The organism is Brenneria sp. L4-2C (assembly GCF_040240335.1).
Classification (GTDB): Bacteria; Pseudomonadota; Gammaproteobacteria; order Enterobacterales; family Enterobacteriaceae; genus Brenneria.
Genome location: NZ_JBEIAC010000029.1, coordinates 23,281 through 30,468, shown reverse-complemented (window position 1 = coordinate 30,468; position 7,188 = coordinate 23,281). Strand labels below are relative to the sequence as shown.

7 protein-coding genes are annotated in these 7,188 nt (G+C 54.5%); 2 read left to right on the top strand and 5 right to left on the bottom strand.

Features of this window, described 5'->3' with window-relative positions; genetic code table 11:
* Window positions 1–560: 560 nt before the first annotated feature.
* Entirely contained in the window at window positions 561–2,150 is a 1,590-nt protein-coding gene (gene purH / locus ABRZ26_RS23350; protein WP_319606488.1) for a bifunctional phosphoribosylaminoimidazolecarboxamide formyltransferase/IMP cyclohydrolase, read from the top strand.
* Window positions 2,151–2,167: 17 nt separating this feature from the next.
* Window positions 2,168–3,454 carry a phosphoribosylamine--glycine ligase gene (purD, locus tag ABRZ26_RS23345; RefSeq protein ID WP_319606487.1) on the top strand — a complete coding sequence of 429 codons (1,287 nt, stop codon included), beginning with the start codon at window positions 2,168–2,170 and terminating at the stop codon, window positions 3,452–3,454.
* 131 nt (window positions 3,455–3,585) lie between these two features.
* Here the strand turns inward: purD and ABRZ26_RS23340 are convergent, their stop codons facing one another.
* The 5 genes from ABRZ26_RS23340 to hemE all read right to left on the bottom strand — a co-directional run bounded on the left by ABRZ26_RS23340 (window position 3,586) and on the right by hemE (window position 7,181).
* On the bottom strand, window positions 3,586–4,284 hold the full coding sequence (locus ABRZ26_RS23340) for a DUF1481 domain-containing protein (RefSeq protein ID WP_319606486.1): 699 nt from the start codon (window positions 4,282–4,284) through the stop codon (window positions 3,586–3,588).
* Between the two features lie 4 nt (window positions 4,285–4,288).
* A complete protein-coding gene (gene hupA / locus ABRZ26_RS23335) occupies window positions 4,289–4,561 on the bottom strand; it encodes a nucleoid-associated protein HU-alpha (protein WP_009114799.1) in 273 nt (90 codons plus the stop codon).
* A gap of 187 nt (window positions 4,562–4,748) precedes the next feature.
* Window positions 4,749–5,339, bottom strand: a complete 591-nt coding sequence (locus ABRZ26_RS23330) for a YjaG family protein (RefSeq protein ID WP_319606485.1) — start codon at window positions 5,337–5,339, stop codon at window positions 4,749–4,751.
* A gap of 94 nt (window positions 5,340–5,433) precedes the next feature.
* On the bottom strand, window positions 5,434–6,108 hold the full coding sequence (nfi, locus tag ABRZ26_RS23325; RefSeq protein WP_319606484.1) for a deoxyribonuclease V: 675 nt from the start codon (window positions 6,106–6,108) through the stop codon (window positions 5,434–5,436).
* A gap of 8 nt (window positions 6,109–6,116) precedes the next feature.
* Window positions 6,117–7,181, bottom strand: coding sequence for a uroporphyrinogen decarboxylase (gene hemE / locus ABRZ26_RS23320; RefSeq protein ID WP_319606483.1), 1,065 nt, complete (start codon window positions 7,179–7,181; stop codon window positions 6,117–6,119).
* Window positions 7,182–7,188 lie beyond the last annotated feature (7 nt).

The following is a 7,188-nucleotide window of genomic DNA, read 5'->3' as shown; positions in this document are numbered from 1 at the left end:
TAATAACTGTTCATTCGTAATGAATTTACTGCTAGTCACTCTTCAAGACTTTTTTATATCGTTAGCCGATAGGTCTTGTGAGTGCCCACACAGATTGTCTGATTAAATTGTTAAAGAGCAGTGCCACGATATCCCGTGGCGCGGGCCGCATATATTATGCAATTCCGCTGTGAAGTCAAGTGATTATTGCCTGGCTTCTTACTGTCATCACAACCGCGTAATCGCCGTTGCCGTGTCAGTGGGAGCGCATTATAGGGACTTCTGCGCAGGCCGCAACAGGTAATTTGCATAAAAATCACTGTTTGCTGCATTACACAGCAAAAGGCGGGTTTATACCCATTTGTTCACAAACTTATCCACAGAACGGAATCTTACTGAAATTAGACGAGCATCACGCAAACGTTTTCGCTACAATTCTTCCGCGAAAAAACGCACCTTCTTTATTGTGAACGCTAACTGAATATTTTTCTTTGTCTTGCCATCATGCGTTATAAATGAAGAAAAAGACGATATTCACGTATTGTTCTTTACTGACTACCCAATCCAAGGGATACATCATCATGCAACAACCTCGTCCTATCCGCCGTGCTTTGCTCAGCGTTTCTGACAAAGCAGGTATTGTCGACTTTGCTCAAGCCTTATCTCAGCGTGGGATTGAGCTTCTCTCTACCGGAGGCACAGCACATCTGCTGGCTGATGCGGGTTTACCGGTCACGGAAGTGTCTGACTACACCGGTTTCCCGGAAATGATGGATGGACGCGTTAAAACTCTGCATCCGAAGGTTCACGGCGGCATTCTTGGGCGTCGCGGGCAGGATGATGCCGTCATGGCAAAACACGATATCCAACCTATCGACATGGTTGTCGTCAATCTCTATCCGTTTGCTCAGACCGTTGCCCGGCCTGACTGCAAATTGGCGGACGCCGTCGAGAACATCGATATTGGCGGGCCGACGATGGTTCGCTCGGCGGCCAAGAATCATAAAGATGTGGCGATTGTGGTTAAGAGCGGCGACTACGACGCCATCATTAATGAGCTGGATGCCAACAATGGCTCGCTGACCTACGAGACGCGTTTCGATCTGGCGATTAAAGCGTTTGAGCATACCGCGGCTTATGACAGCATGATTGCCAACTACTTTGGCGCCCTGGTGCCGCCTTATTATGGCGAAACGGATAAACCGTCAGGACGCTTCCCCCGCACGCTGAATCTGAATTTCGTGAAAAAACAGGATATGCGCTACGGCGAAAACAGCCACCAGCAAGCCGCTTTCTATATAGAAGAAAATGTCACGGAAGCGTCTGTTGCAACGTCGAACCAGTTACAGGGCAAGGCGCTGTCCTACAATAACATTGCCGATACCGATGCGGCGCTGGAGTGTGTGAAGGAGTTTACTGAGGCAGCCTGCGTAATCGTCAAACATGCCAATCCGTGCGGCGTGGCGATTGGCGACTCGATTCTGGAAGCTTACGAGCGCGCCTACAAAACCGATCCAACCTCAGCTTTCGGCGGTATTATCGCCTTCAACCGCGAGCTGGACGAGCAAACGGCGCAAGCCATCATCAGCCGCCAGTTTGTTGAAGTGATCATTGCCCCCTCCATCAGCGCAGCCGCCCTGAAAGTCACCGCGGCCAAACAAAACGTGCGCGTACTTGCCTGCGGCGCATGGCAACAGCGCGTTCCGGGTCTGGATTTTAAACGCGTGAACGGCGGCCTGCTGGTACAGGAACGCGATCTGGGCATGGTTGGCGCCGCTCAGCTACGCGTAGTGACCGAACGCCAACCCAGCGAACAGGAACTGCGTGATGCCCTGTTCTGCTGGAAAGTCGCCAAGTTCGTCAAATCCAACGCCATTGTTTATGCCAAAGACAATATGACCATCGGTATAGGCGCCGGCCAGATGAGCCGGGTTTATTCCGCCAAAATTGCGGGGATCAAGGCGGGTGATGAAGGATTGGAAGTAAAAGGTTCCGCCATGGCTTCCGATGCTTTCTTCCCCTTCCGCGATGGTATTGATGCCGCCGCAGCCGTAGGTATCACCTGTGTTATCCAACCCGGCGGCTCTATCCGTGACGATGAAGTTATTGCGGCTGCCAATGAACATGGTATCGCGATGATCTTTACCGATATGCGCCATTTCCGCCATTAATTCAGGATCTGACGAACATGAAAATTTTAGTTATTGGTAACGGCGGCCGCGAGCACGCGCTCGCCTGGAAAGCCGCTCAGTCGCCGCTGGCGGATATCGTTTACGTCGCGCCGGGAAATGCCGGTACGGCGCTGGAACCGGGGCTAAGCAATATTGATATTGCCGCAACCGATATTCCCGCGCTGGTCGCTTTCGCGCAGCAGAACCAGATTGACTTGACCATCGTGGGGCCGGAACAACCGCTGGTTATCGGCGTGGTGGACGCTTTTCGCGCCGCCGGGCTGAAAATTTTCGGACCGACGCAGGCAGCCGCGCAGTTGGAAGGCTCCAAATCCTTTACCAAAGATTTTCTTGCCCGACATAATATTCCTTCCGCGGAATACCAGAACTTCACCGAGGTCGAACCGGCGTTGGCTTATGTCCGCAGTAAAGGCGCGCCGATCGTGATTAAAGCCGACGGCCTGGCCGCCGGGAAAGGCGTGATTGTCGCCATGACGCTGGAAGAGGCGGAAAACGCCGTTCAAGATATGCTGGCCGGCAACGCGTTTGGCGATGCCGGCCACCGTATCGTGGTGGAGGAATTCCTGGATGGCGAAGAAGCCAGCTTCATCGTCATGGTCGATGGCGAACACGTACTGCCGATGGCCACCAGCCAGGACCATAAGCGGGTGGGCGACAACGATACCGGCCCCAATACCGGCGGCATGGGCGCTTATTCCCCCGCGCCGGTTGTCACCGATGACATTCACCAGCGCGTGATGGAACAGGTGATCTGGCCGACGGTAAAAGGCATGGCGGCTGAAGGCAATATCTATACGGGTTTTCTGTACGCCGGACTGATGATTTCCGCCGACGGTCAACCCAAGGTGATTGAATTTAACTGCCGCTTTGGCGACCCGGAAACCCAGCCCATCATGCTGCGCCTGCGTTCCGATCTGGTCGAACTCTGTCTGGCGGCCTGCGACGGCCGGCTGGACGAACAAGACTCCGCGTGGGATGAACGTCCTTCATTAGGCGTGGTACTGGCGTCGGGCGGATATCCCGGCGATTATCGTACCGGAGACGTCATTTCCGGCCTACCGCAGCAAGATGCTGAAGATGGAAAAGTCTTCCACGCCGGCACCACACTGGACGGCGGGCATGTCGTCACCAACGGCGGACGGGTGCTGTGCGTCACCGCATTAGGCAAGACGGTCGCCGATGCCCAGCAACGCGCGTATGAGCTGGCCGCGGAAATTCAATGGCGGGAATCTTTCTGCCGGAAAGACATTGGCTACCGGGCGATTGAACGGGAACAAGCCTGACGAACCGACAAGCCCGGAGAAATCCGGGTTTTTTTATGCTGTGCGCCACCCTATTAGCGATGTTTATCCGCAACGGAGATTAACGTGAATAAACCCGCGCCCGATGTCGGATAATCAACTCCGCATTCAGGTTACAGCCTGTTGGCTTCAGCTTCCCAGCGACAGAAATCGCCCTGATCCACCAGCAGCAGTTGTGTTCCTTCCGATGCCTCCAGCCATGCAATACTCAGCGAGCCGGTAAGCTGTTTTCTCTTTTGGGCGATCCAATCTTGCGAGGACTGATCAAAATCAGGCCTGACGCGCGCGCCATCGCAAGTAATGACCAGGTCATCCTGTAATTTGCCCTGCCTTAACGTCACCTTCCCTGCCTGAAGCACATCGCTGAGTTCCCGGGTTCTTTTTGCGTCCCACTGATAGAGCGCCAGATCGTCATCGGAGATGGATTCTCGCCTTTGCGCCAACTGACGTTGCATAAAGCTGACCGTGCCATCTTCCGCAAAGCGGATCTGCGTATCATCTTTCTGGGCTTCCAGCGTTCTTTTGATTTCACGCAGGCTGTCCTGCTGATACCAATAGCGGGTTACCACCGTGCCGCCGCCTTGAAATGGGTTATAAACCGATATCAGTCTGATGGTGTCGTGCTGGGCGTCATCTTTGCGCCACAGGCGAACAATACCGCGATCGGAAAGGTAGCCGCTGGCGAAAACTGGCGGCGAAGGGGTATGGCTGCTACAGGCGACGATAAAGAATATCGCCGTCCCGATGCCAAGCCGGCGCGATAAAAGCAAAAGGGGCGAAACCGCCCCCCTGCTTAAACTCTTAACCGGCATTGGCTTATTTGACGGCGTCTTTCAGCGCCTTGCCAGAAACAAACGCTGGCACGTTGGCAGCAGCAATTTTGATTTCTTTACCAGTTTGCGGATTGCGGCCAGTGCGCTCGTTACGATGGTTTACTTTAAACGTACCAAAACCAACTAATTGTACTGCATCACCTTCTTTCAGAGACTCAGTAATTGCCGCGAGAGTTGATTCCAGAGCAGCTTTTGCCTGTACTTTGGAGAGATCAGCCTTGTCAGCAATTACATCAATCAGTTGAGTCTTATTCATAAGTTATCCTTACAGTGTGTTTATCGCTTGCTAAGCATCGAGTGCGACGGATATGCCATGACAGCACTCTCCTGCATACACGCACCGACAGCCACTTTTATTACGCCCCCCAAATGTAGACCAGACAGGGTGCGGATGTGAAGCCTTTCGACATACCATTTCAAGCCTTAAATCACGTTTTATCGCGTTATTGGCTTAAATTTATCCCAATGTTACTACTACCGGCCTCGCGCAGGTCGGCGCGCAGCCCTTTAATCAATTCAATGTCGCGCTCTTCGTTGACTGCCAACAGGCGAAAAATCTCCCATTGGATGTCCCATTCTTCTTCAATCGCCGGCAGAACTTTCAACTCATCATCGGTCATTTCTTTACCGGCCTGCGTCATCTCCAGCATCGCGACCGTCCGGATCGACGTTTCACTGACCGCAATCGCATGCTCCAGCGTTTCACCGCTCAGGCGGGAATGGATCAGTTCGCCTAAAGCGATGCAGGCATCGATCGCCGGATAGACACCGTAAATATCATAGTCATCCGCGGCGGGAATTGCCTCTTCTAATTTTTCCAGTTGGCTGTCAAAATTGACTTTTGCATCTTTGACCACCAGCGTTTCCCAAACCAGATCGAGAATACGGCGGTAAACCATCGCGTCCCCGAACTCGGTTTGCTGACAGAACTCATGATAATTGGGATACATACGTTCGCAAAGACATGCCATAAACGTGACATGCTGCCAGCTTCCAAGCTTTTCCAAACGCAAATGAATCGGGTTACGTAACATCTTTATGCTCACTATAGGCTATGGGCGGCAGTGTACCTGAAATTACCGCATCGCCCTATGCCTGAATTCCTAAAATTTTTGTAACGGGATCCGCTCACAACTGCTGCTGTCGCCAACGCTGAAACGCAGAACGGTTAGAGGCGACCGCGTCGGCCCAGCGGGTAGGTTCGGGCAGACGATAGCCGCGCATGCAGCGTTGCACCCACAGCAGCGCGCTATCTGTACCGACGCGATGGCCGGTTGCCACAAATAATGGGTTGCAGCGCGCCTTGCTGCGCCATACCCAGCCTAGCTGCTCGCCTTTATCCAGCAAGGGCTGCCGGCTGCCCACCTCATCGGATAATGGCTCGAAATGCCCGCACAGGCGGCGTTTCGCCACGCCGATGGTCGGCACATTCACCATCAGCCCGAAATGGCTGGCGACGCCAAGTCGACGCGGATGCGAGATGCCATGCCCGTCGACCAATAACAGATCCGGCTTTTGTTCCAGCAACGCCCAGGCGGCCATAAGACCCGGACACTCGCGAAACGACAAAAAACCGGGGATATAGGGCATCGTCGTGCTGATACGCGCAATTTTATACTCCACCAACTCCAGCGACGGGTAGCGCAGCAGCGCAATCGCCGCGCGGGTCACCGCGCCATCCTGTTCAAACCCCACGTCGGCGCCGGCAACGAATCTGGGCTGGTCAAAGGGCAGGTCGTCATGGCGAATAATTTCCGCGGCGCGCGTCAGTTGCTCGGCCCGCAGTTGCCGGGTATCAATCACATGCCCCCCTATGAATGATAGGCGCGCGATAGCCGGTGTACGGCATCGACAAATACGCCCGCGTGCTCCGGCGGTACATCCTGATGGATACCATGACCCAGATTAAACACATGTCCGTTCCCCCGGCCGAAGCCCGACAGAATAGAGGCGACCTCCTGTTCTATCCTGGCCGGCGGCGCATAGAGCATCGAAGGATCCATATTGCCCTGAAGCGCCACTTTATCCCCCACGCGGCGGCGCGCCTCGGCGATATCGACGGTCCAGTCCAGCCCCAGCGCGTCGCAGCCGGTTGCCGCCATCGCTTCCAGCCACTGTCCGCCCCCTTTGGTGAACAGCGTAACCGGGACGCGTCGGCCTTCATTTTCGCGTTGCAGTCCGTCGACGATTTTATGCATGTAATGCAGGGAAAACTCGCGATAGTCACGACCACTCAGCACGCCGCCCCAGGTATCGAACACCATGATCGCCTGCGCGCCGGCGCGAATCTGCGCGTTCAGGTAAAGGATAACGCTGTCGGCCAGCTTATCCAGCAGCAAATGCAGGGTTTTCGGCTCAGCGAACATCATCTTTTTAATGATGGTAAACGCTTTGCTGCTGCCGCCTTCCACCATATAGGTCGCCAGCGTCCAGGGACTGCCGGAAAAGCCGATTAACGGCACCGCGCCGGCAAGGCTTTTGCGGATGGTGCGAACCGCATTCATTACGTAAGCCAGTTCCTGCTCGGGATCCGGAATCGGCAAGTTCGCCACATCGGCATGGCAGGTAATCGGAGATTGAAAACGCGGACCTTCGCCCGTTTCAAAATAGAGCCCCAGCCCCATTGCATCAGGGATGGTCAGGATATCTGAAAACAGGATCGCCGCATCAAGCTCATAGCGCCGTAAAGGCTGCAATGTGACTTCACAGGCCAGCTCCGCATTTTTGCACAGCGCCATGAAATCGCCCGCCTGCGCACGAGTCGCCTTGTATTCCGGCAGGTAACGTCCCGCCTGACGCATCATCCACACCGGCGTCGCATCAACCGGCTGGCGCAACAAAGCCCGCAAATAGCGATCGTTTTTCAGATCAGTCATGCTGTTT